This is a genomic window from Hymenobacter psychrotolerans DSM 18569 (assembly GCF_900142395.1).
Classification (GTDB): Bacteria; Bacteroidota; Bacteroidia; order Cytophagales; family Hymenobacteraceae; genus Hymenobacter; species Hymenobacter psychrotolerans.
Map to the genome: position 1 here is coordinate 104,145 of NZ_FRAS01000016.1, position 21,188 is coordinate 125,332.

Consider the following 21,188-nt stretch of genomic DNA (forward strand, 5'->3'; position numbering starts at 1 on the left):
TAAAAATATTGGGCAAAATAATGTGTGTTTTTGGTATTGATAATCAGCACGTTGTCACTGGTAAGGGTTGACTATTAAGGCGTACATATTTTAGGTTGTTTGCTAATTAATTCGTTGTGAAGGGCAGTGTAGACGTCGGCCACAAAAAAGCCCCTGCAACAAGGGTTGCAGGGGCTTCGAGAAGAGGTTTGGTAAGGCCTTACATCTGGTCTTTCACGACCGACACAGCTTCGCGGAGCGTGATGTCTTTGTTAAGAGTTTTGGTGAAACGCGAAGCGCGGTTCACTTCTACCGTATCCGTGCCCAAGGCTTTCAAATCAATAGCTAAGGGAGCAATAGCCAGCGGCTGCGCCGACTTCTGCACGGCTTCGTACTTGTCGGATTCGGCCTTGTTCTGCTCCTGCTCGGCGCGGTAGGCAGTCAGCTTCAAGGATACTTTCGTTTCGTCTTTGCGCTTGCGCATACGCTGGGCCAACTCGTTTACCAAGCGGAAGCTGGGGCTGGCCGCTACCCGGGCCTGGCTGGCGGTGCGTAGCTTGTCGAAGGAGGGAGCCTGGGCCCAGGCGCGGTAACGGGCCGGGCTGATTTCGTCCCACTTCAGCGCATACTCCTGCTCTTTCTCGCCCTGGTCGAGGTAGCTGTAGGCGTCCGGCAGAATGATGTCCGGCACCACGCCCTTAAACTGCGTCGAGCCGCCGTTGATGCGGTAGAACTTCTGCGTCGTGAGCTTCAGCGAGCCGAACGGCTTAATGCTGTTGAACTCAGCAGGCAGAGCATCATCCAGGTCGAAGATGCGCTGCACGGTGCCTTTGCCGTAGGTGCTGGCGGCACCCATTACCACGCCACGCTTGTAGTCCTGGATGGCAGCGGCCAGAATCTCAGAGGCCGAGGCGCTGTATTTGTTCACGAGCACCACCAGCGGGCCGCTGTACTGCACGCGCGGGTCACGGTCGTTGAGGACACTGGGAGCACCCTGGCTGCCTTTTACCTGCACTACCGGACCACTATCGATGAACAGGCCAGCCATTTCCACGGCGTCCTGCAGCGAGCCACCACCGTTAAAGCGCAAATCGAGCACTACGCCCTGCACATTTTCCTGCTTCAGCTTCTCCAGCTCCTTTTTCACGTCATCGGCAGAGCTACGGCCACCGTTGTCGTTGAAGTCGGCATAGAAAGTAGGTAGTTTGATGTAGCCGATTTTTTTGCCGACCTCATTGATAGTAGCCGACTGCGCGAAGGTTTCCTTAATCACCACTACGTCGCGGATGATGGGGATAATCTTGGTGCTGTTGTCGGGTTTGCGCACCGTCAGGCGTACTTCGGTGCCTTTTTTGCCCCGGATGAGTGTAATGGCCTTGTCCAGGCGCCAGCCTTCCACCGAAACCGGCTCGTCGGCTCCCTGTGCAACCCGCAGAATAATGTCGCCGGCTTTCAGGCTGCCCTGGCGGTACGATGCCGAGCCCGGCACAATGTCCGCCACCTTAATGTTGCCGTCTTTTTCCTGCAGCGTAGCCCCAATACCTTCGAAACGGCCCGTCATGGCAATGTCGAAGCTTTCTTTGTCGCGGGGCGCGAAGTATTCGGTGTGTGGGTCGTAGGTGTTGGCGATGGTGTTGGCGTACATCGCCAGCCGGTCGTTGGCGTCGTTCTGCAGCAGGTCGTTGAACTGGTCATCGAAATACTTCAGCACGCGCTTGCGGGCTTCAATCTCCATTTCGGCGGGGGTGCGGGTAGGCTCAGAGGTAGTAGCCGGCGAAGGCGTAACTCCGGTTGAGGCCAGGGGCTTGTCTTTCTTCTTAGCCTGCGCGTCCATCATTTCCGAGATGCGCACCATCGTCTGGTACTTCAGAAACTTGCGCCATTCTTCACGCTGCGCTGCTTTATCGGCCGCATACACCATCTTGTCCGGCTCCGTTTCGAAGGATTCTTCGGTCGTAAAGTCGAACGGCTTGGCCAGAATCTCGCGGTACAACGACTGCACATCCTTCACGCGCTGGTCAAGGATGATGTTGGTCTGGTCCATGAACTCATGGGTGCCACGCTTTACCTCGTCGTCGATGTCAGTCTGGAACTTGCGCAGCTTGGCTACGTCGGTAGCCAGCAGAAACTTCTTGTTGGAGTCTACCCGCTTCAGATACAGATCAAAGACGCGCTTGGAAAAGGTGTCATCGAGCTTCTCAGGCTGGTAGTGCGCCGCAGTAAGCCCCTGCAGCATGGCCTGGATCAGAACGGCGTCCTTTTCAGGAGTGCGCGCATCGCCACGGCGGTAGAGCTTGTAGGATGCCAGCACAAATACGGCCAGCACCACCGCGGCATACAAGCCTATCTTGATTCTGGGAAAAGACATGGAAATCGGATGAAATGAGGAAAGTCAAATGTACACAAAAGCCGTTCTGAACCCTTACGCGGGGAACCGGGGCCATGTTCTGTCTTAAAACGCCAGACACTGCGTATTAAGTGCCATTCTGTGGGTAGCGGCGGTCAATGAAAAGGCACCGAACCTACCAGCTACGTTGCATCTGAGGCGGCTTGGACACAATAGTAAAAACCGCGCCAAACCCTGGTAATAACCTACGCCAGCCGAGCAAGGTTTGCAATGCAGCGGCGCTACAAAAAAAGGCCCTCCCCAACTAGGGGAGGGCCTTTTTTACATAAGCACCTCTTGCTTAGTAGCGGCGAACTTTGTCGCCGTTGTTGCGGCGGAACTCTTCTTCGAAGTAGCGGGCATCTTCCTCGTTGCGAGGACGCACACCCATTACGATACCGCCATTTTTTACGTCATTTTCATACTCTACAGCATGCTCTTCGGGGATGCCCGAGCCTACCAGAGCGCCTACCAGGCCGCCCGTCAGGCCACCGGCGCCGGCACCGGCCAGAGCGGCTGCCAGCGGACCGGCAATTACCAGGCCCAGGCCGGGCAGTGCTACCGAAGTACCGATAGCGGCAATAGCACCGATTACGGCACCAGCCGTGCCACCAATGGCCGAGCCTACACCAGCACCTTCCATAGCTTTGTCGCCCAGGTCGGTGTCAGCAGTGTTGTCGCCGAAGTGCTTCTTGCGCGTCTCATCCGACATGAGCAGGTTCACATCGTCTTTGGAGTAACCGCGCGAAGACAGCGAAGTGTAAGCGCGCTCGGCGCTGTCACGGTCGCGGAACATGCCGGTGGTGTAGCTGCTGCCCGAGCCATAGGTCGTGTTGCTGCCGGTTACGGCACGAGCGGCGTCGCCGGCGGTGTTCTGCACTGCATCAACGCCAGCACCTACTGCGGCCCCTACTGAGCCAGCTGCTGCTGCGCCTTTCTGCGTAGCGCTGTAGTCGTGATGGGCGCTGTTGTCGTTGCCGAGGCTGGAGTTGCCGGTGCTGGAGTTGCCCATGTTGCCGCTCGAAGTAGAGCCGCTACCGGTGCCCATGCCGGTGCCGGCCGAGCCGGTACCATAGTTTGCGCCTGAGCCAGTACCTGCATTCATCGGGTTATTCGATTCGTTGGTGTTCATAAGTGGGAGAGTTAAGAGAAAAGAGGTTGGAAAGGAAATCCCTGGCATCGGCATCAAGCGGGATGGACTGTGCCAGGGTTCGAACATATCAAACGCGACCTACTGTGTTGGGTTACACAAAAAATTCGGGCCAGGTTGCTATTTCCTTTTCTGGAGGCCTCTTCGGCGTGGCTCTACCGGCTTACGCATGCGCTAGGCGTACTTCTCAAAGTTTTGATTGTCTTGCCAAAACGCACGGCATTCTTTGCGCATGTTCTTGAGGAAGTCTTCCTGCTGTTTGAGCGTACGCCATTCGCCCAAGCCCAGCCGTTCACAGAGTTTGTAGAAGTTGTCGCCCTGGCCTTTAGAGCCTTCTACCTTCACCAGGCAACTCAGAATGGGGCGGCCGGCTTGGAACTCCTGCTCCGATATTTCGGCCAATAGCTCGTTGAGCCGGCTTTTCTCGTGGGAGATTTCCAGATTAAGACCAAGCTCTGCTTCCTGCACAAGGTTCAGGTAACTTACAGTACCTACCTGGTGGCGGGCAAAGCGGATCAGATGGCTTCGAATTCGGCCGAACATGTTGAATGGGATGAGTTAATAGAGCGGAAAATAGGCAAAAAAAATCCGCTGTTTCATATACTTATGAAACAGCGGACGCAGCTTACTTAAAATCGTACCGGGCCAGAAAAAGCCGTTAACGGGCCTGCCGGCGCCGTATCTCCTTCTGAATGAGCAGAAACTCGCGGCTGCTCTGCCCTGAAATAGCCGTGTTTTCATCGGCCCGGCGCAGCAGGTAAGGCATTACGGCTTCCACCGGACCGTAGGGAACATACTTGGCGGTGTTGTAGCCTGCATTAGCCAGGTTATAGCTCAGGTTGTCGCTCATGCCATACAGCTGAGCAAACCAGATGCGCGGGTCGCCGGGCTGCAGATCGTGCTCCTGCATCAGCTCGGTGAGGAGGCGGGAACTGGCTTCGTTGTGCGTGCCCGCGCAGATGCTGATCCGGTCGGCGTGGGCCACGCAGTAGCGCAGTGCCTCATTGTAGAGGTCGTCGGTGGCTTGTTTGCTGGGGTTGATGGGATTGGCATAGCCGCGCTGTGCGGCCACACGGGCTTCCTTTTCCATGTAGGCGCCGCGCACCAGCTTGCCACCCAGGAAATAGCCGTCTTTGCGGGCCTCGGCGTAAGCTTCCTTGATAGCGTCCAGCCGGTCGTGGCGGTAGAGCTGGTAGGTGTTCCAGACAATGGCCGATTCGCGGTTGTACTTGCGCATCATCTCGTAGGCCAGATTGTCGATGGTTTCCTGAAACCAGCTTTCCTCGGCATCTACGAACACGCGCACTCCATACTGGTGAGCCCGCTGGCAAATGGCATCTACCCGGGCGTGGGCCCGGTCGTAGCTGGTTTGCTCGGCAGGCGTAAGCGGCTTGCCGGCCTGCACCTTCTCCAGCAAAGCACTGTCGGCGAGGCCGGTAACTTTGAATACCGAAAACGGAATGTGAGTGGAGCGGTGAGCCAGATCAATGGTGGCCAGTATTTCGTCGCGGGTATGGTCGAAGCTTTTGTCGCTGCCTTCGCCTTCCACCGAATAGTCGAGGATGGTGCCAATACCGTAGCGGCCCAGCTCCCCGATGACCGGAATGCACTCCTGGATGGTTTCGCCGCCGCAGAACTGGCTGAAGATGGTTTTCTTGATCAGGAATTTAGTGCCGGGCAGCTGCCACTTCAGCGCCGACTTCATCATACCCCCACCGGTTTTCACCAGCGTGTTGTTGTTCATCGCAGCAAACAAAGCATACATCTTCCGCAATTCGGCGTCGGACTTGGAGGCAAAAGCCACAGCCGTATCGTCGAAGGAAATAGGGGGGGCTTGGGTTGTGGGCATCTGGTAGTAGCTTTGGGCAGGTAGTTTGAAAAGGCAAATATAACCGGTAAACAGCGGTTCGGCGGGGCTGGCACTGCGGTTGCTACTGCCAACGTAGTTTTCCCGGCTTTCATTCACCTTTCCCGCCGCCAGCCCTTTTCCGGTCTTATTCTTTAGCTGTATGCCTGCCTTTCCCGCCTCCGATACATTTTTTACGCGCCGGTTGGCGGCCAAGGGCAATCCGCTGCTGATTGCCGGCCCGTGCTCCGCCGAAACGGAAGCACAGGTGCTGGCTACTGCCCGCGGACTGCAGGCGCTGGGCAATATCGATTTGTTTCGGGCGGGTATCTGGAAGCCGCGCACCCGGCCGGGCTCGTTTGAGGGCATGGGCAGCGTAGCGCTGCCGTGGCTGCAGCGGGTGAAGGCGGAAACCGGCTTGCCCACCGCCACCGAAGTAGCCACGCCCCGCCACGTAGAAGAGGCCCTGCACCACGGCATTGATGTGCTCTGGATTGGGGCCCGCACGACCGTCAATCCGTTTGCGGTGCAGGAACTGGCCGATGCGCTGGCTGGCACCGGCGCGCCGGTGATGGTGAAAAACCCCGTGAACCCCGACGTAGCACTGTGGGCCGGGGCACTGGAGCGGCTGGAGCGGGCCGGTATCAGCAATCTGGCCGCCATCCACCGCGGGTTCAGCACGTTTGCGCCTTCGCGCTACCGCAACGCGCCCACCTGGATGCTGCCCATCGAGCTGAAAACGCGCTTCCCTCACATCCCGCTCCTCTGCGACCCCAGCCACATCGGAGGCCGCCGCGACCTGCTGCTGCCCATCGCGCAGAAAGCCCTCGACCTAGACTACGACGGGCTGATGATTGAAACGCACCCCGACCCCGACCACGCTCTTTCGGATGCCGAGCAGCAAGTGACGCCTCAGCGGCTGGGCGAGATACTAAGCGAGCTGAAGTACCGCTACCGCTCTTCCAACAACGCCGAGTACCTCAATAAGGCCGAGGAGCTACGCCAGAAAATGGATGTAGCCGACCGCGAAATTATTGAGGCGCTGGCCCGCCGGATGGCGCTGGTAGGGGAGCTGGCTGAATACAAGAAGGAAAACAACGTAAAGATTCTGCAGCTGGACCGCTGGAACGAAATCTACTCGTCGAGGCCGGAGTGGGCGCGGCGTGCGGGCGTGAACGAGAAGTTTGTGGCCGAGCTCTACAAGCTGATTCACGTGGAAAGTATCCGGCGGCAAACCGAAATCATGCAGCGCCCGGAGTAGGTCAGCTATTCTTTGTGCGGGGCTCTTCGGCTAGTGTAGTAGGTCCGAAGCCGAAGGCAGACACCACCCTAGTGATGAAAGAGCTATTGCGCCTGCTGCTCATAGGAGCTGTTGCAGCCGTCGTACACATCCATTGAGAGCGTAAGGGTCGTGTTGTTGATTTCGTAGCGAAACTCCCGATTATCGAAACGGATGAAGTCGGCAGGGGCCTGCGTGAGCATGGACTGATGACGGCTGAGCGTATACACCGAGCTGGACTGCAAAACGCCGTTGCGGTAGAGCTGCACATGGCCCAGCGGATCAAACAGCAGCGTTTCGGTGCGGCCGGAGGTAGCCGGAGAACTGGCGCCGCTCCAGCCGCAGAAGCTGCTTTTCCACTGCCAGCTGCCACGCAATGCGGCGCTTGCGGGTGTCGCAGACGGTGCGGCATCGTTCTTCTCACAGCTGCTTAGCACCGCGCCCATAGCCAGCAGCGCAACCGTAGAGTGCAGGAATTTTATCAAAATAACAGCTAAGTATGAGGAGGATGGCGCGCAGGCCGGGCACAACTCGGCGACACAGACAGCTACTTTCTTTACAGTGGCTCGGTCAGTGGGGTAGAAAACGAGTGGTCGGAGGGGAGGCGTACATAGCTGTGGCGGGCCGGCTTGCCGTGCATTTCCTCTAAGTACAGCATGTTGCCCGAAACCGAGTAGGACTGGCTGCCCGCGTAGCCCCGGTATGTAATAACGTGGTGCCCCGACTGCCACAGGCCACCGCGGTTGTAGCGTACCGTGAAGGCCGCCGCACTCATCAGGCTGCCGTCCTGGTAAAAACGGGCCCGGCCCCGCCGGTCAAATTCCACCACCATCTGGTGGCCCGTGGTGGCAGGCGTCAGGTCGGTGGCCGCACCGGCCGAGGTCTGCTGCCACTCCCAGCGGCCTACCAGCTGTTGCTCCATGGTGGGCATTGCGTCGCGGTTGCAGGCTCCCAAAAGCATGCTGGCCGCTGCTGCCAGAACTATAAAATGGCGCTGAGTAGAGAATAGCATACGCAAATAGGTTGTAAGTTTCGTATATGAGCAGAATACAACACCTAAAGTTGCATCAAGTCAAGCTATTTTTGGATATAAAATAGCGAAAAGGTTTCTTTTTATTTTCTTAAACCGAGTTCAAGTTGAATAAAAACCTGAGCATAGGAGCAAATGCCTTGCCAGAATTGGCCGAAATTCTGCGCCAACCAGCCGTGAGCCAAGTGTTTGTACTGACAGATGCCAACACCGGCCGGCTGTGCTATCCGCTGCTGCTGCCGTACTTGCCAGCCGAGCACATAGTTTTGGAGCTGCCGGCAGGCGAAGAAGCCAAAACGCTGGCTTCCTGCGAAACCGTGTGGAGTGAGCTAACCGCCAACCGGGCCGACCGGCACGCGGTGCTCGTGAACCTGGGCGGAGGCGTACTCACTGATCTGGGCGGGTTCTGCGCGGCGCTGTACAAGCGCGGTATTCGGTTTGTGCAGGTGCCCACTACGCTCCTGGCTCAGGTAGATGCCAGCGTAGGTGGCAAGACCGGCGTCGATTTCCAGGGCTTCAAAAACCAGCTAGGAGTGTTTCAGGAGCCGGCCGGCGTGTTTATCGAGCCTCGTTTTCTGCATACGCTTGATCCGCGCCAGCTCAAATCCGGCTACGCTGAAGTGGTCAAACACAGTCTGATTGCCGATGCAACCGCATTTCAGGCCCAGCGCCGTACTGGTATGCTGCTCGAAGACTGGACCAGCACCATTGAAGCCTCGGTAGCGCTCAAGAGAGAAATAGTGGCTCAGGACCCGCTGGAAGCTGGGCCGCGCAAACTGCTTAACTTTGGCCACACCGTAGGGCACGCCCTGGAAAGCTACCTGCTTGCGCAGCCGGGCCGCGAGATTCTGCATGGCGAGGCCGTGGCGGCCGGTATGGTGTGTGAAGCGTGGCTGTCGGTGCAGAAAGGCCTGCTGAGCGCGGAAGAGCTGGACCAGATTGAAACGTTCCTGTTCTCGGTGTTCGACAAGGTGCAGTTTGTGTCATTGGAAACCGAGGCTATTGCGGAATACGCCTGGCAGGACAAGAAAAATGCGGGCTCCATCATCAACTGCACCCTGCTGCAGGGCATCGGACACGGCATCTACGACCAGCCCGTTACTGTGCACGAGCTAGCCGACTCGCTTCGGTATTATCACCGGCTGTAGCTGTGTGTTGGCTGGCTCAGGCCGTTCGTATTTTGTTTAACCACGGCCCTGGCATTTGCTTCGGCCCCCAGATAGTTTGCCATCAATTCTTCTCTGACGCTTGCCTGGACCAATGGTCCGCTCCGCGGTACGGCCCAGCTGCCTGCCTCCAAAAGTGAAAGCAACCGCGCCCTGATTCTGCAGGCGCTGGCCGGCGGCGGCATCCTGAGCAACCTCTCCGATGCCAACGACACCCAGCTGATGCAGCGCCTGCTCACCAACCCCGCAGCGGCGGAGTTCGACGCCGAAGATGCCGGCACGGTGATGCGCTTCCTGACGGCGTATCTGGCCATGACTGACCGCCGCGCGCTGCTCACGGGTACTGCCCGAATGCAGCAGCGGCCCATTGCCATTCTGGTAGATGCCCTGCGCCAGTTGGGCGCCAGCATTGCCTATGAGCGGGAAGAAGGCTATCCGCCTCTACGGCTGCAGGGCCGCCAAGCCATTCCGGAAGCAACTGAAGCCGATGAAATGCCGGAGCTGACCGTGCGCGGCGACATCAGCAGCCAGTACATTTCGGCGCTGCTGATGGTGGGCACTACGCTGCCGGCCGGGCTGCGCCTGCGCCTGACGGGCAAAGTTGGCTCACGGCCGTACATCCGGATGACGCTGGCTTTGATGCAGCATTTCGGGGGCAACTGCCGCGACCTGGGAACGGTGGTAGAAGCCCGGCCCGGACCTTACCAGCCCACCGACTATACCATCGAGTCGGACTGGTCGGCGGCGAGCTACTGGTATGCTATGGTGGCGCTGGCCCCGGCCGGTTCCTGGGTGCAGCTGCCCGGGCTGCGGCGCTATTCCTGGCAGGGCGACCAGGCCATTGTGGGCATTATGGAGAAGCTGGGCGTAACGACCGAATACCTCACCGATGGCGTGCGCCTCATGCAGACTGCCAGGACGGAGGCCTTCGCGCAGGATTTCACCGACTGCCCCGATCTGGCCCAGACGGTGGCCGTGGTAGCTGCTGCCCTGCAAGTGCCCGTGCTGATGAGCGGCCTGGAGAGCCTGCGCATCAAGGAAACTGACCGGATTTTTGCCCTGCAGACCGAGCTGGCCAACTTCGGCGCTTTCCTCACCGAAGAAAGCGACGGACACTTCCGCGTAAGTGCCGATAACTTTCAGGTGAGCGGCCAGACAGTAGCCACCTACCACGACCACCGCATGGCTATGGCTTTCGCGCCACTGGCGCTCCGTGGGCCGCTTACTATCGAGGCGCCGCAGGTAGTGCGCAAGTCCTACCCGCAGTTCTGGGCCGAGTTGGAAAAGGCGGGGTTCGACGTGCAGTAAACAGGAGTATGTGGCTCCATTGCCGGCCTGAACCAAAGCGTGTGCAGGCAATAGGGCAGCATACTTAGTCTACTAAGTTCAACTGCCGCAGGTAGGCCGCTGACAGCCGGAGCCGGCTGCCATACCAACTGAACAGTTCCCCATCCACGATGCGTACCTCAGCGCCAGGGCAGAGCGCCCGGAATTCAGCCAGGTGCTTCTCCTGGAATGGATAGGGCTCGGAGGAAAGCAAAATCTGCTGCGGAGCGGCCTGTTGCAGCTGTTCCGCCGTTATTTCGGGGTAGCGGGCCAGATTTTCGAACACGTTGCGAAAACCTGCCCGCCGGAGCATTTCATCGATAAAAGTGCCCATGCCGGCTACCATATAGGGCTTGCGCCAGATGAAGTATGCGGCCGGAACCAATGCGGCGGGCGGCGGCAGTTGCTCAAACGAAGCCGAAATTTCTGCGGCTAGGGCTTCGGCGGCTTCCTTGCGGCCACAAATGAAGCCTACCCGCCGGATCATATCCAGGGCCTCGGCCAACGTGCTGATGTCGCTCATCCAGACCGGGATACTGCGCCGCCAGCTGCTCAATGCCTTCCTGGTAGTTTTCCTCTTTGTTGCCGATAATCAGGTCGGGCTGCAGGGCGGCAATTTTCTCGAAATCGAAGTTCTTGGTGCCCCCGATTACAGTGGCCTGCTGCCGGGCCTCTGCCGGATGAATACAGAACTTCGTGACGCCGACCACCTGCTGCCCCAGCCCCAGCGCAAACAGCAACTCCGTCTGCGACGGTACCAGCGACACGATGCGGCGCGGCGGAAACGGCACGGCCACGCGCCGGCCCATCTGGTCCGTGACGGTAAGCGGCGGGAACAGGGGAGGTAGCTGCATGCCGCTCACCGCTACACCAGCCGGAAGTTGCGGAACTCGAAGAACCGCTTGCCCGTCAGCTTCTCGACCCAGTATAGAAACCGATACTTGGGCTTGTCGAAGCGCTTTTTGCTCACGTCAATGTCTACCTGCCAGTTCTGGCGGGCTATGCGCTCCTGCATCACGGCCGGGTGCGTGCCCCGAAACACTTCCAGCGAGTCGTAGTCATCAAAATTGAAGACATCGGCCGCGGCCAGTGGGTGCTCGTCAGGGCTTTTGTCGCCGGCCCAGAAGCGGCCCAGATTTTTCATCTTGGTGAGCATCTGCTGCGGGTTTTTCACCCATCCATAATGATACACGGAAGCGTTGGCCGGCTTCACGCGCAGCTTGGCCCCATCGGTCTTGCGGAAGCCCTGCGCATCTTTGTAAGACCGAATGGCGGCATCGTTGCGGATGACGCGCACCTCGCGGCCGTACCAGCGCCGGCTGTCCCCGATGTAGTCGTAGGTGCCGTAGAAGTGCGTGTAATTGAACAGCAGGCCTTCCACGCGCTTGTCGGCAAGATGCTGCTCGGCGGCCTGCCGGATGGCCGCATGATACTGCTCGTGCACTACCTCATCGGCCTGAATGTAGAACGCCCAGTCGGCGTCGGGGCTGATCTGGCGGAAGGCCTTATCAGTTTCCACGGCCAGCACGGTGCCGTTGGTTTTCAGTGCCGGGTCCCAGACCGAGTGCACAATGCGGATTTTGGGCGAGCCAATAGCCCGGATCAGTCCTTCGGTATCGTCCTCGCTGTCCCCGACGCTAACCACCATCTCATCCACTACCGGCAGGATGGAGCGAATGGCTTCCACCACGGGATAGTCGTTGATAACAGCGTTGCGAATGATGGTGAAGCCGGAGATTTTCATAGTACTGCATTAAAAAACAGCCATCCGGGCACCCCAGATGGCTGCGGAAGCTTTAGCTGAAGTAGCGGAAATCGTGGGCATCCTCGATGCGCAGCAGCGTCTCGTAGATAAGCCGGATTACGCTGTCCACGTCGTCCCGGTGCACGGTTTCTACAGTGGTATGCATGTACTTGAGCGGCAGCGAAATGAGGGCCGCAGCCACGCCGGCGCCGGAGTAGGCAAAAGCATCGGTATCGGTGCCGGTGGCGCGGGTAGCGGCGGCCCGCTGGAACGGAATTTCAGCAACCCGGGCCGTTTCGATGATCAGGTCGCGCAGATTGTTCTGCACGGCCGGGCCATAGGTAATCACGGGGCCTTTGCCGCAGAAAATGTCGCCCGAGGTCTTCTTCTCGTACATCGGCGACTGAGTGTCGTGGGTCACGTCCGTGATGATGGCCACGTCCGGATTGATGCGGTGCGCTACCATTTCGGCGCCGCGCAACCCGATTTCCTCCTGCACGGCATTCACGATGTAGAGGCCGAAAGGCAGCGTTTTGCCGTTTTCCTTCAGCATCCGGGCCACTTCCGCAATCATGAAGCCACCCACGCGGTTGTCCAGGGCGCGGCCCACGTAGAACTTGTCGTTCATCACCATGAACTCGTCTTCGAACGTGACGACGGAGCCCACATGAATGCCCATCTGCTCCACTTCCTCGGCCGAAGAAGCGCCACAGTCCAGGAACACGGTTTCAATGGTCGGCGCCTTGTCCTGCTCTACTTTGCGCACGTGGATGGCCGGCCAGCCGAACACCGCCTTCACTATGCCCTTGGCCGTGTGAATATTCACGCGCTTGCTCGGCGCTACCAGCGGGTCGGAACCACCGTTACGGCGCAGGTACAGGTAGCCTTCTTTGGTGATGTAGTTGACGAAGTAGCTGATTTCATCGGCGTGCGCCTCAATCACCACTTTGTACTGAGCCTCAGGGTTGATGACGCCCACCACCGTGCCGTAGGTGTCCACGAAATAATCATCGACATACGGCCGGATATAGTCCAGCCAGATTTTTTGGCCTTCCTTCTCGAAACCGGTAGGAGAGGGGTTGTTGAGGTACTTCTGGAGAAAATCGAAGCTTTCCTGACGCATGAAATAAGGGCTCAGAAAGGTAAAAAATATGAAAAGTAAGCTACAACAGGGTTTCAGCAACTATCGTGCAGGAGCGTGCCACGCCATCGGAACATCAGCTTCCAACCCGTAGGAGCCGGCTACCCGGCCCTCGAAGCGGCCTTCCTGCCGAAACCCCAGCTGCTCGTAGAGAGCAATAGCGCGGGTGTTGCTTTCACGGACCAGCAGCTCAACCCGGCTCACCTGCGGAAATGCAGTCTGCACGCGGACCAGCAGCTCCTGAAACAACCGCCGGCCAATGCCTTGGTTCTGCATTGAGCCATCCACGGCTACCGTAATATCACCGAGCACGTGCGCAAAAATCCGCAGGCCGGAAGAGTAGGTGTGGATTTCGGCCACCAGTTGCCCGTCCTGCTCGGCTACCAGCCCCACGCCGTGGGCCAGACTACGGCTCAGAAAATGCTGCACATATTCGTCCGTAATTTCCTCCGGCTGCCGGGCCAGGCCGCCGCTTTCCCGCGACACGCGCTGGTATAAGCGGCGGATGGCGGCGGCATCCTGCATTGTGGACGGACGAATCTGAACGGGCATAGGGGAGGCCTAGAGCGGAATGTTGCCGTGCTTCTTGCGGGGCAGCGTGTCCACCTTGTTTTCGAGCATCTTAAACGCACGAATCAGCTTCTGGCGTGTCTGGGATGGCAGAATTACTTCATCCACGAAGCCCCGGTGCGCGGCGCGGTAGGGTGTGGCAAACTTCTGCTGATACTCGTCTACCTTTTCCTGCAGCTTGGCTTCGGGGTTTTCGGCCGCGGCAATTTCCCGCTTGAAGATGATTTCGGCGGCACCTTTGGCGCCCATTACCGCAATTTCGGCGGTGGGCCAGGCGTAGTTCATATCGGCCCCGATGTGCTTGGAGTTCATCACGTCATACGCCCCGCCGTAGGCTTTGCGGGTGATGACGGTGATGCGCGGCACGGTGGCTTCGCAGAAGGCGTAGAGCAGCTTGGCGCCGTTCGTGATGATGCCGCGCCACTCCTGGTCGGTGCCGGGCAGGAAGCCGGGAACATCCTCCAGCACCAGCAGCGGAATGTTGAACGAGTCGCAGAACCGCACGAAGCGGGCGGCTTTAGTGCTGGCGTTGATGTCGAGCACGCCGGCCAGCACCGCCGGCTGGTTGCCCACGATACCGATGCTCCGGCCGCCCAGACGCGCAAAACCCACCACAATATTCTCGGCGAAATTCTGGTGTACTTCCAGGAAGGAGCCGGCATCAATGATGCCTTCAATCACCTCCCGCATGTCGTAGGGCTGGTTCGGATTTTCGGGGATGATGGTGTCCAGCACGGCGCGGCTTTCGTCCTGGCCGGCTTCGTAGGGCACCGCCGGAGCCGTTTCCTCGCAGTTCTGGGGCATGTAGCTCAGTAGCTGCTTGAGGTGGTTGATGCAGGCCACCTCGTTGGCGCACGAAAAGTGCGTCACGCCGCTTTTGGCCGAGTGCGTGCTGGCGCCGCCCAGCTCTTCGCTGGTCACGTTTTCGTGGGTCACGGTTTTCACCACGTTCGGCCCGGTCACGAACATATAGCTCGTGTCCTCTACCATCAGGATGAAGTCGGTGATGGCCGGCGAGTACACCGCGCCGCCCGCGCACGGCCCCATAATGGCCGACAGCTGCGGCACCACACCCGAGGCCAGCGTATTCTTGTAGAAGATGTCGGCGTAGCCGCCCAGGCTCACCACGCCTTCCTGAATCCGGGCTCCACCTGAGTCGTTGAGGCCAATAACCGGGGCGCCGTTTTTCATGGCGAGGTCCATGATTTTCACGATTTTCTCGGCGTGGGTTTCGCTCAGCGAGCCACCAAACACCGTAAAATCCTGCGAAAACGCGTACACTAGCCGTCCGTTCACGGTGCCGTAGCCCGTGATAACGCCGTCACCGAGGTAATACTCTTTGTCCAGGCCGAAGTCCTTGGAACGGTGCATTACAAACTTGCCGATTTCCTCAAACGAGCCTTCGTCAAACAGCAGGTCAATCCGCTCCCGGGCGGTGAGCTTGCCTTTCTTGTGCTGAGCATCGATGCGGGCCTGGCCACCGCCGAGCAGGGCCTCCTCATTTTTGCGGGCGAGAATTTCGGTTTTGCTTAGTTGGGCTTCAGCGTGCGGGTCGGACATGCGGGGTGGGCTTGAGGAAAGTCGATGTAGCTACTTAGATCAGTGCGCCAAAGGTAACGCACGGGTAAAGAAAAGCCGCACCAGAATTGTGGTACGGCTGGGCACCTGTGAAAATGATTGGCAGTTTTAGCTATAAACAAAAACGGCCGACTCCTTTGCAGGAACCGGCCGTTTCTATTCTAACTCAACTAACGATTACTCGCCTTTCTTCTTCGTGTCCTTCGGCTCATCGTCCGTCGGCTCGGGTGCTTCCTCCGGCCGCTCGTCGCTGGCCAGGTTCTGCGGCTCACCGCTCTTGCTGACGGCAAAAGTCAACTCCTCGGCGCCTTCCGCGTAATCAGCCGTGATGACGTCGCCCTGGGCAATTTCCGCCTTCAGGATTTCCTCGGCAATCGGGTCCTCGATGTACTTCTGGATGGCCCGGTTCAGCGGACGTGCACCGTACTTGGGGTCGTAGCCTTTCTCGGCCACGAAGTCCTTGGCGGCATCGGTCAGTTCCACGCGGTAGCCCAGCGTCTGGATACGGCCCAGCAGCTTGCTAAGGCTGATGTCGATAATCTTGTGGATATCCGACTTCTCCAGCGAGTTAAACACGATGACGTCGTCCAAGCGGTTCAGGAACTCGGGCGAGAAGGTTTTACGCAGGGCGTTGGTGATGGTGCCCTTCGTCAGCTCGTCCATGTTTTCCTGGCGGGCCTTGGTACCGAAACCGATACCAGCGCCGAAGTCGGCCAGATCACGCGCCCCGATGTTCGAGGTCATGATGATGATGGTGTTGCGGAAGTCCACCTTGCGGCCGAGGCCGTCGGTCAGGATACCGTCGTCGAGTACCTGCAGAAGCAGGTTATACACGTCGGGGTGCGCCTTCTCGATTTCGTCGAGCAGGATAACCGAGTACGGCTTGCGGCGGATTTTCTCCGTCAGCTGGCCGCCCTCTTCGTAGCCTACGTAGCCGGGAGGCGCGCCCACCAGGCGCGATACGCTGAACTTCTCCATGTACTCCGACATATCGATCCGCACGAGCGAATCCTCCTTGTCGAAGAGGTAGGTAGCCAGCACCTTGGCCAACTCCGTCTTACCCACACCAGTCGGGCCGAGGAACACAAACGAGCCGATTGGCTTCTTGGGGTCCTTCAGGCCAACGCGTGTGCGCTGGATGGCTTTCACCAGTTGCTTGATGGCCTTGTCCTGCCCGATAACCTTGCCCTGCAGCTCTTCGCCCATTTTCAGGAGCTTGGAGCTTTCGTTTTGCGCCACGCGCGAAACGGGGATGCCGGTCATCATGGCAATTACTTCGGCCACGTTTTCCTCTTTCACGGTGTAGCGCTTCTTCTTGGTCTCCTCTTCCCAGTCCTTCTTGGCCTGTTCGAGCTGATCAATCAGCTTCTTTTCCGTGTCGCGGAGCTTGGCGGCTTCCTCGTACTTCTGGCTTTTCACCACGCGGTTCTTCTCCGTCTTGATGTTCTCGATCTGCTCTTCGAGCTTGAGAATATCCTCGGGCACCACGATGTTGTTGATGTGCACGCGGGCACCGGCCTCGTCGAGAATATCGATGGCCTTGTCCGGCAGGAACCGGTCCGACATGTAGCGGTCCGACAGCTTCACGCAGGCCTCAATAGCCTTGTCGGTGTACACCACGTGGTGGTGGTCCTGGTACTTGTCCTTGATGTTGTGCAGGATTTCGATGGTTTCCTCGGGCGTGGTGGGGTCCACCATCACCATCTGGAAACGACGGGCCAGCGCGCCATCCTTCTCAATGTACTGGCGATACTCATCGAGCGTAGTCGCGCCAATGCATTGAATTTCGCCGCGGGCCAGGGCCGGCTTGAACATGTTGGAGGCGTCGAGCGAGCCGGAGGCACCGCCGGCACCCACAATCGTGTGCAGCTCGTCAATGAACAGAATCACGTCGGGCGACTTCTCCAGCTCGTTCATCACGGCCTTCATGCGCTCCTCAAACTGGCCGCGATACTTGGTACCGGCCACGAGCGAAGCAAGGTCGAGAGTAACAACACGCTTGCCGAACAGCACGCGCGACACCTTCTTCTGGATGATGCGCAGGGCGAGGCCTTCGGCAATGGCCGTCTTGCCCACGCCGGGCTCACCAATCAGGATGGGGTTGTTCTTTTTGCGGCGGCTCAGGATCTGGGCTACGCGCTCAATCTCCTTTTCGCGGCCCACAATGGGGTCGAGCTTGTCTTCCTCGGCCAGCTTGGTCAGGTCGCGGCCGAAGTTGTCGAGCACCGGGGTGCGCGACTTTTCGGTGCCCTTCTTGGGCGTAGCGCCGGCACCGGCACCGCCGCGGCCTGCGCCACCCCCGAAGAGGCGGTCATTGTCGTCGTCATCGGCCTCGGGGCCGCTGGTGGGGTTGTTCGCCGTGTTACCGTGGTAGTCCAGCGAATCGCGCACAGATTCGTAGTTCACGTTGAATTTGCTGAGGATTTGAGACGAAATGTTGTCTTCGTCGCGCAGAATGGAGAGAAGCAGGTGCTCCGTTCCGATAATCTCGCTCTTGAAGATCTTGGCTTCGAGATAGGTAATCTTGAGGACTTTCTCGGTTTGTTTCGTCAGCGGGATGGAGCCGGTAATGCTCGTGCCCTGCGTGGCCGTATTGCGGGTGGCTTGCTCGAGGGCGTATTTCAGCTCGTCCACGGATACGCCCAATTTCTTGAGCAACCCGATGGCCGTGCCTTCCCCTTCGCGAATCATGCCCAACAACAGGTGTTCGGTGCCGATATAGTCGTGCCCGAGCCGGATGGCCTCTTCCCGGCTCAGGGAGATGACCTCCTTGACTCGATTTGAGAATTTAGCTTCCATGCAGATAAGGTAGTGAAGAAAAACGGTACCCCGCAAACAGGCTGAAGGCCTCAGCAGCGGGTTGGGCCGATATAATCTGAAACAGATTGGGTCGGGCGAAGGTTCGGAGCCGGCACTAGGCACTACGCGAGAAAGTTGCCGGCGGCCGGGCCCTGCATAAAAAGCAGGTCTAGGATGCTGAGCCCCGGTGCAAAATCTTTACCAAACGTCTGCGCATAGGGCAAGGCAGACGTACTGTCAGGTCCGGGGGCGGCGGGGGCCTTCGGTGTCAGCCAGTCGCGCCGGTCGAGCAGGCCCGGCCCGGGCAGTTGGGAGGTAGAAGGGGCGTGATAGTCGGTGGTGAAGTGGATGGGAGTACGCAGGCGCAGGCAGCGCATATAGAACTGCAGCAGTGCCAAGTTCAGCTCAAACAGGAGCCGGGGCTTCTGTACGTAAATGTCGTGCAGATAGTCGGCGTAATATTCAAAATAAGGCGTGCCGCCATACGCCGTCTGAATGGTGCGCCAGTGCGTGTGCACCCAGTTCTGGCGGTAGTCGATTTCCAGTTCCGACGTTTTCACTTTTTCGCTGCGGTTGCCGTCCACCACGGGCACCGTAAGGGGCTTCACGCCCTGGGCCGTCAGAATCAGGCAACGGTTGCGGTAGGTTTGCTTGCGGTAGTGTTCCTGCGTTTCCAGCCACAGCGCCTCAGCCCCCAACAGCTGGCCAAAAAAGGAAATAGGCGGATTGTATTGCGACTCGAAAAGAACGGCGGGCATAGGCAAAGAGGAGCGGGGCGGGCAGGATTTGAGCCGCCAACATAGCACACGGCCCGCACAAACCGGCCGCCCGCCTTCCCGAAAACCACTGGTGGCCGCGGTATTTCCAGCCGAGCGGACGCCCCGGCTTTCCGAAAACAGGAGGCCCTTGGGTCAAAATAGGCTGGTTTTGGGGGCGTTGGTCTACGCAGAGCGGGAACGGGAGGCAGTTGGCATGGCGTTACGGCTTTTCGCAAACCCCTCTACCTTTACGGACCCATTCTACCTAATGCGCGTACTCTCTACCCTGTTTCTGCTGCTCCTGCTGCGCCTTACGGCCGCCGCCGCGCCACATCCAACCCTGCAGCTTGATATTGCCCGCTTCCGCAACGAAGATGTCGGCATCAGGGGGAACGTGGTGGAAGTGTATGCCACAGTGTCGGGGAAATGGCTGCGCTACATGCGCCGGGCCCCCAAAATGTATCAGGCCGCTGCCGTTCTGACACTGGAAATTGTGCGGCCCGACGGGCAGGCGGCTTATCAGGAAACCGTAACGCTTAAGCCGCCGGTGCTCAGCGACACAACGGCTGCCATCAAAAATCCGCTCAGCTTCCAGAAGCGCATCATTCTGCCCGATGGCGAGTACTCGCTGCGCGCCCTGGTGCGCGACCAATACCACAAAGGCCAGCAAAGCCTGGTGGAAATGCCGCTGGTACTTAAATCGACGGATACCAAGCCCGTTCTGAGCGACATCGTGCTGCTGGCCAAGCCGGCTGCTCGCGGTGCCGAGGCCAGTACCTTCAGTCGCTCCGGCTTCAGCCTTACCCGTGCCCCCGGCGGCCTGTATGCCCGCGGCCAGGAGAAGCTGTTTCTCTACACAGAGCTTTATAATGCAGCCGTAGGCCAGCCGCTGCAGGTCACGTTCCGGCTGCGGGCCACCAATCTGCCGGCTGGTATGGCCGCCAAAACAATAGCAACCGGACAAACCACCGCTACCGGTGCCCAGGGCCGCCCCACCACCCTGGTAGGGGAGCTGAGCCTTGGCAAAGTGCCCTCCGGCGAATACTTGCTGACCGTAGAAGTGCGCAACGCCAAAAACCAACTCCTGGCTTCGCAGACGGCTCTGGTGCAGCGCGAAACGGAGGAATACGCTCCCGCTGGTGCCGGTCCGGCCCGCTAATCTTTCCCATGACCAAACCCTACCCCTGGTACTACCGCCCGCTTAACTGGCTGTTGCGTGGCCTGGCCCATCTGCCGCTGCCACTGCTCTACGGGATGGCCGAGGTCATCTATTTTCTGCTGGCCCACGTGCTGCGCTACCGCCAGAAAGTAGTGCTGCAAAACCTGCGTAATTCATTTCCTGAGAAGCCCGAAACCGAAATCCGGCAAATTCAGAAGACATTCTACCGGCATTTCGCGCAGATGATGGTCGAGACGCTGAAGCTGGCCGTGCTGCCGGCTGCCGAGCTCAAGCGCCGCGTGTGGTTCAGCAACCCCGAGGTGCTGGAGCGCCATTTCGCGCAGGGCCGCACCGTGCTGGGCCTGTCGTCGCACGCCGGCAATTGGGAGTGGGTGCTGACTTCCGGGGCCGTATGGCTTTCGGCCCACGCCGATGGGGTCTATAAGCCGCTTAGCAATCCGTTTTTCGAAAGCTTTATGCATCAGCTGCGCACGCGCACCGGTGCCGGCCTGATTCCTATGCGCGACACGCTGCGCGACATGCTGCAGCGCCGCGGCGAAACCCGCGTAGTGAGCCTGCTCTCCGACCAGGCGGCCGGCCCCGAAGACCGGCCCTACTGGACGCAGTTCCTGAACCAGGATTCCGGCTTCTATACCAGCGCCGACCGGCTGGCCGCCCGCTTCCATTGCCCCGTGGTGTACGTGAGCATCCGGCGGCTGCGGCGGGGCTACTACCAAATCATCCTCACCGAGCTCTACGACGGCGACTCCCCGCTGCCCGCCAATGAGTTTCCCATCACCGAAGCCTTCGTGCGCCACCTGGAGCGCGACATACGCACCTTCCCCGCCGACTACCTCTGGACCCACCGCCGCTGGAAGCACCAGCGTCCGGCCAGTGAGGTGATTAGAACCCAGAACCCAGAACCCAGAGCTTAGAAGCTGTTTAAGTTAGCTTAGTGAGTCGTCGGATATTGGCTAGGTACAGCCAGGCGTTGGCGTGCTGGATTTTTCGTTCGTAGTCCTTGGCCAAGCGGCGGTTGGTACCGGCCCAAGCAATACTGCGTTCCACGACCCAACGCTTGGCGTGGATAAAAAAGCGGCCTTTATGGGCCACTACGCCCATCGGCACCTGTGCCTGCAGGCCTCGGCCCGCCAAGTGCTGGCGAAAGCGGCGGCCAAAGCCACCGTCCACGAACACGGTCTGCAGCCGGTCAAGTAGCTCGCTGCCCAGCGCCAGGGCGTCCCAGAGGCGGGCAGCGGTAGCCCCGTCGTGGCAGT

Annotated in this window: 18 protein-coding genes and 1 pseudogene; 5 read left to right on the forward strand and 14 right to left on the reverse strand. The window is 59.1% G+C overall.

All coding sequences use genetic code 11. The annotated features are described in order from the left end of the window. Nucleotides 1-199: 199 nt before the first annotated feature. The 4 genes from BUE15_RS14770 to BUE15_RS14785 form a co-directional block, all read right to left on the reverse strand. Complete coding sequence (locus tag BUE15_RS14770; RefSeq protein ID WP_073286666.1) at nt 200-2,347, reverse strand: carboxy terminal-processing peptidase; 2,148 nt, start codon at nt 2,345-2,347, stop codon at nt 200-202. 319 nt (nt 2,348-2,666) lie between these two features. Next, nucleotides 2,667-3,497, reverse strand: a complete 831-nt coding sequence (locus BUE15_RS22575) for a hypothetical protein (RefSeq protein WP_317614842.1) — start codon at nt 3,495-3,497, stop codon at nt 2,667-2,669. Between the two features lie 192 nt (nt 3,498-3,689). Then, nucleotides 3,690-4,058 (reverse strand): hypothetical protein, encoded by a 369-nt coding sequence (locus tag BUE15_RS14780; protein WP_073286669.1) that lies wholly within the window; start codon nt 4,056-4,058, stop codon nt 3,690-3,692. 115 nt (nt 4,059-4,173) lie between these two features. Further along, nucleotides 4,174-5,364 (reverse strand): proline dehydrogenase family protein, encoded by a 1,191-nt coding sequence (locus tag BUE15_RS14785; RefSeq protein ID WP_073286724.1) that lies wholly within the window; start codon nt 5,362-5,364, stop codon nt 4,174-4,176. A 160-nt stretch (nt 5,365-5,524) separates the two neighbouring features. On the opposite strand from BUE15_RS14785, the gene BUE15_RS14790 reads away from it, so the two are divergent. Then, nucleotides 5,525-6,622 (forward strand): chorismate mutase, encoded by a 1,098-nt coding sequence (locus tag BUE15_RS14790; protein ID WP_073286671.1) that lies wholly within the window; start codon nt 5,525-5,527, stop codon nt 6,620-6,622. An 83-nt stretch (nt 6,623-6,705) separates the two neighbouring features. Here the strand turns inward: BUE15_RS14790 and BUE15_RS14795 are convergent, their stop codons facing one another. Together BUE15_RS14795 and BUE15_RS14800 are read right to left on the reverse strand one after the other, a co-directional pair. Then, on the reverse strand, nt 6,706-7,125 hold the full coding sequence (locus BUE15_RS14795) for a hypothetical protein (RefSeq protein ID WP_139252318.1): 420 nt from the start codon (nt 7,123-7,125) through the stop codon (nt 6,706-6,708). A 71-nt stretch (nt 7,126-7,196) separates the two neighbouring features. Next, nucleotides 7,197-7,652: a hypothetical protein gene (locus BUE15_RS14800; protein ID WP_139252319.1), complete on the reverse strand. Its 456-nt coding sequence runs from the start codon at nt 7,650-7,652 to the stop codon at nt 7,197-7,199. Between the two features lie 125 nt (nt 7,653-7,777). Between BUE15_RS14800 and aroB the strand changes: the two genes are divergently transcribed. After that, nucleotides 7,778-8,818 (forward strand): 3-dehydroquinate synthase, encoded by a 1,041-nt coding sequence (gene aroB, locus BUE15_RS14805; RefSeq protein ID WP_084549077.1) that lies wholly within the window; start codon nt 7,778-7,780, stop codon nt 8,816-8,818. Nucleotides 8,819-9,058: 240 nt separating this feature from the next. Next, on the forward strand, nt 9,059-10,144 hold the full coding sequence (locus BUE15_RS14810) for a 3-phosphoshikimate 1-carboxyvinyltransferase (protein ID WP_244535955.1): 1,086 nt from the start codon (nt 9,059-9,061) through the stop codon (nt 10,142-10,144). A gap of 64 nt (nt 10,145-10,208) precedes the next feature. Here BUE15_RS14810 and BUE15_RS14815 read toward each other — a convergent pair. The 7 genes and pseudogenes from BUE15_RS14815 to BUE15_RS14845 form a co-directional block, all read right to left on the reverse strand. Beyond that, a pseudogene (locus BUE15_RS14815) lies at nt 10,209-11,016 on the reverse strand (helical backbone metal receptor). Between the two features lie 11 nt (nt 11,017-11,027). After that, the gene (locus BUE15_RS14820) at nt 11,028-11,906 is read right to left on the reverse strand and encodes a glycosyltransferase family protein (RefSeq protein WP_073286681.1); all 879 of its coding nucleotides are present in this window, start codon (nt 11,904-11,906) and stop codon (nt 11,028-11,030) included. A gap of 52 nt (nt 11,907-11,958) precedes the next feature. After that, nucleotides 11,959-13,029: a M42 family metallopeptidase gene (locus tag BUE15_RS14825; protein WP_073286684.1), complete on the reverse strand. Its 1,071-nt coding sequence runs from the start codon at nt 13,027-13,029 to the stop codon at nt 11,959-11,961. Nucleotides 13,030-13,089: 60 nt separating this feature from the next. Beyond that, nucleotides 13,090-13,599 carry a GNAT family N-acetyltransferase gene (locus tag BUE15_RS14830; protein ID WP_073286686.1) on the reverse strand — a complete coding sequence of 170 codons (510 nt, stop codon included), beginning with the start codon at nt 13,597-13,599 and terminating at the stop codon, nt 13,090-13,092. A gap of 9 nt (nt 13,600-13,608) precedes the next feature. Then, a complete protein-coding gene (locus BUE15_RS14835) occupies nt 13,609-15,177 on the reverse strand; it encodes an acyl-CoA carboxylase subunit beta (protein WP_073286689.1) in 1,569 nt (522 codons plus the stop codon). A gap of 195 nt (nt 15,178-15,372) precedes the next feature. Beyond that, complete coding sequence (locus BUE15_RS14840) at nt 15,373-17,994, reverse strand: ATP-dependent Clp protease ATP-binding subunit (RefSeq protein WP_073286692.1); 2,622 nt, start codon at nt 17,992-17,994, stop codon at nt 15,373-15,375. Nucleotides 17,995-18,116: 122 nt separating this feature from the next. Further along, nucleotides 18,117-18,752 (reverse strand): WbqC family protein, encoded by a 636-nt coding sequence (locus BUE15_RS14845; protein WP_073286695.1) that lies wholly within the window; start codon nt 18,750-18,752, stop codon nt 18,117-18,119. Nucleotides 18,753-19,020: 268 nt separating this feature from the next. Between BUE15_RS14845 and BUE15_RS14850 the strand changes: the two genes are divergently transcribed. Then, nucleotides 19,021-19,911, forward strand: coding sequence for a hypothetical protein (locus BUE15_RS14850; protein WP_073286697.1), 891 nt, complete (start codon nt 19,021-19,023; stop codon nt 19,909-19,911). Nucleotides 19,912-19,919: 8 nt separating this feature from the next. Then, nucleotides 19,920-20,846, forward strand: a complete 927-nt coding sequence (locus BUE15_RS14855) for a lysophospholipid acyltransferase family protein (RefSeq protein ID WP_073286700.1) — start codon at nt 19,920-19,922, stop codon at nt 20,844-20,846. A gap of 7 nt (nt 20,847-20,853) precedes the next feature. Here the strand turns inward: BUE15_RS14855 and BUE15_RS14860 are convergent. Then, nucleotides 20,854-21,188, reverse strand: a 335-nt coding sequence (locus BUE15_RS14860; protein ID WP_073286704.1) for a transposase, incomplete at its 5' end; no start/stop codon positions are given.

Excerpts from the sequence above, each read along its gene's own strand:
- BUE15_RS14820 (WP_073286681.1), bottom strand. The coding sequence starts at position 11,906 with ATGAAAATCTCCGGCTTCACCATCATTCGCAACGCTGTTATCAACGAC.
- BUE15_RS14835 (WP_073286689.1), bottom strand. The coding sequence starts at position 15,177 with ATGTCCGACCCGCACGCTGAAGCCCAACTAAGCAAAACCGAAATTCTC.
- BUE15_RS14840 (WP_073286692.1), bottom strand. The coding sequence starts at position 17,994 with ATGGAAGCTAAATTCTCAAATCGAGTCAAGGAGGTCATCTCCCTGAGC.
- BUE15_RS14780 (WP_073286669.1), bottom strand. The coding sequence starts at position 4,058 with ATGTTCGGCCGAATTCGAAGCCATCTGATCCGCTTTGCCCGCCACCAG.
- BUE15_RS14855 (WP_073286700.1), top strand. The coding sequence starts at position 19,920 with ATGACCAAACCCTACCCCTGGTACTACCGCCCGCTTAACTGGCTGTTG.
- BUE15_RS14850 (WP_073286697.1), top strand. The coding sequence starts at position 19,021 with ATGCGCGTACTCTCTACCCTGTTTCTGCTGCTCCTGCTGCGCCTTACG.
- BUE15_RS14770 (WP_073286666.1), bottom strand. The coding sequence starts at position 2,347 with ATGTCTTTTCCCAGAATCAAGATAGGCTTGTATGCCGCGGTGGTGCTG.
- BUE15_RS14825 (WP_073286684.1), bottom strand. The coding sequence starts at position 13,029 with ATGCGTCAGGAAAGCTTCGATTTTCTCCAGAAGTACCTCAACAACCCC.
- BUE15_RS14830 (WP_073286686.1), bottom strand. The coding sequence starts at position 13,599 with ATGCCCGTTCAGATTCGTCCGTCCACAATGCAGGATGCCGCCGCCATC.
- BUE15_RS14800 (WP_139252319.1), bottom strand. The coding sequence starts at position 7,652 with ATGCTATTCTCTACTCAGCGCCATTTTATAGTTCTGGCAGCAGCGGCC.
- BUE15_RS14845 (WP_073286695.1), bottom strand. The coding sequence starts at position 18,752 with ATGCCCGCCGTTCTTTTCGAGTCGCAATACAATCCGCCTATTTCCTTT.
- BUE15_RS14810 (WP_244535955.1), top strand. The coding sequence starts at position 9,059 with ATGCAGCGCCTGCTCACCAACCCCGCAGCGGCGGAGTTCGACGCCGAA.
- BUE15_RS14785 (WP_073286724.1), bottom strand. The coding sequence starts at position 5,364 with ATGCCCACAACCCAAGCCCCCCCTATTTCCTTCGACGATACGGCTGTG.
- BUE15_RS22575 (WP_317614842.1), bottom strand. The coding sequence starts at position 3,497 with ATGAACACCAACGAATCGAATAACCCGATGAATGCAGGTACTGGCTCA.
- BUE15_RS14790 (WP_073286671.1), top strand. The coding sequence starts at position 5,525 with ATGCCTGCCTTTCCCGCCTCCGATACATTTTTTACGCGCCGGTTGGCG.